The sequence below is a fragment of the Pseudomonas sp. TNT2022 ID1044 genome, from assembly GCF_028656895.1.
Taxonomy (GTDB): domain Bacteria; phylum Pseudomonadota; class Gammaproteobacteria; order Pseudomonadales; family Pseudomonadaceae; genus Aquipseudomonas; species Aquipseudomonas reinekei.
Window position 1 is genome coordinate 1 of the sequence record NZ_JAMDHB010000042.1, and the last position, 1,728, is coordinate 1,728.

The window sequence follows — 1,728 nt, forward strand, 5'->3', positions numbered from 1 at the left end:
CCCGGTTTCCACCGACTCATAGGACGCCCCGGGGTCATTCACGCCGTGCAGGAAAATCACCACGCCTGGCAGGTCTCGCGGCACCGCAATGTTGCGATCCGTGGATCTATTCGGCAGCAAACGACTCATGCTGGTGGCGATCACTGTGTTGTCCGTATAGCTCATGCGTTCCATATCCTTTTGAAATCATGTTCCTCTTGCTGATCCACAGAGGAGCAGTGTCCTTTTACTGAGAGGTTTCAATAGTCGGTTCGTATTGATCCAGCAGGCTCATGACCTGCGTGTCATCGGCGTACTTGGATTTCAGATGTTGCAAGGCGGCATCCGTGCCTTCGCAATGCTGGTTAATGTCGTTGATCACTTGCTCGACACGTTCCTTTTTGTCGACGTCAGGAATCTCTCCGCGGAGCACATCGCACACGTCGCGATGCTCTGCGAATGCCTGGACATCAGGAGGCGTTTGCGCATGTACGGCCGATACCTGGCCTAGGGTGAGTATCAACCAGAAGAGCATTACCGAATGTTGTGGCATGGCTTCAGCGTCCGTCGGTTGACCAATGAGGTTTGTCTTTGTCGCCGCCTTTGAACTTGATGACCCTGTAGGTCGCACCCACTGCGTGCAGGTCCTCATTCATCCCTGTTTTCGGATCTGTCGAAATATCCACGGTTCTACCCATGGCATCCTTTATCGAAAGAGTGCCCGTCCAACTGATCGTCATATCAATCGCTTTACCCTCGATATGTCGGGACGTCAGTGCGGGGGCAACTCTCAAGTTTCCCATGCCATATCCATTGACCATGGCCGTGGCAGCGGCAACGGATTTTTCCCTGCAGTAATCGCCTTTTTCGTTTAAGTGGCCCCACTGGATGTCCACTCCCTCACGCTCAGGAATAGTTAACGGGTCCGCATCGGCATTGACGATTTTCCAGGCCCAATGCATCAAAAAAGCACGATTGGCAGGACGCAGGGTGGCCGAAATGGCGACGCTGGCACCTGCCGCGTTGAGAGCACTGAGAAAGGAAGCAACCGATATGGCAAAGGCTGAGTTCATCTCATCAAGTCTTGTGCTGGTGGGAAATTTTGATACCCACAAGGCGCCGCTTAATTGCTTCGTGGGGATCTCAACAGTCACAGGTGTCTGATCTGATGAGGGGGTCAAAAGATGTTGCGCGATCGTCATGGTAAGGAACCTCGATGGTGGCTATTTGTGGGGTGTCTGATCGCACAATTTGAGTCCGGCCTTGCTCATCAGAAACGCCGACAACGACATCTCCCGACTCCAGCTTTATCCGGTACGTGATACCGTTCAGCGTGACACCTGTTTTTTCGTCTTTAAGCAAAAAAAACAGATCAAAAGGTCTTGATGCGTCTGCCCCTGTGCTGTTTGAACCCGGGCTCGCTGCTTGGTGGGATGAATTGCGAAAAACCTCGAGATTGGCGAGCTGCATCTCTGTTCGCTGGAGCAACTCGGTTAAACCGTTGGCACCTGTCATGCCTTGCACCAGGCTGCCGTCTTCCAGGGCGATTTTGTAGGGTTGGCCTTCAACAATTGCGGCTGGATCATCTTCGTAGTGCAGTCGATGCCGTTGGTCCGCGCCGTCCCGACCGAAAACAGGAATGGCCGCACTGTCAGTTTTCGGCCCCACCCAGTCATGCTCGCTGGCATGCACAATGGCCTTGCCCTGCGTACCGATTTCGACCCCGCCGCCGATCCTGATGTAGCTGCC

The 1,728-nt window shown here is 53.8% G+C and carries 3 protein-coding genes and 1 pseudogene; all 4 read right to left on the bottom strand.

The annotated features are described in order from the left end of the window. On the bottom strand, positions 1-165 hold a 165-nt coding region (locus M5G20_RS30430; protein WP_443218335.1), incomplete at its 3' end, for a T6SS effector phospholipase Tle3 domain-containing protein. A 61-nt stretch (positions 166-226) separates the two neighbouring features. Next, entirely contained in the window at positions 227-532 is a 306-nt protein-coding gene (locus M5G20_RS29970; RefSeq protein ID WP_273922110.1) for a hypothetical protein, read from the bottom strand. A gap of 4 nt (positions 533-536) precedes the next feature. Then, positions 537-1,181 carry a peptidoglycan-binding domain-containing protein gene (locus M5G20_RS29975; protein ID WP_083659372.1) on the bottom strand — a complete coding sequence of 215 codons (645 nt, stop codon included), beginning with the start codon at positions 1,179-1,181 and terminating at the stop codon, positions 537-539. Next, positions 1,123-1,728 (bottom strand): annotated as a pseudogene (locus M5G20_RS29980) (hypothetical protein); the annotation flags it as partial. The pseudogene M5G20_RS29980 and the gene M5G20_RS29975, both read right to left, overlap by 59 nt.

Bases quoted from the DNA above. Each gene is read 5' to 3' on its own strand.
- M5G20_RS29970 (WP_273922110.1), bottom strand. From the start codon at position 532: ATGCCACAACATTCGGTAATGCTCTTCTGGTTGATACTCACCCTAGGC.
- M5G20_RS29975 (WP_083659372.1), bottom strand. From the start codon at position 1,181: ATGACGATCGCGCAACATCTTTTGACCCCCTCATCAGATCAGACACCT.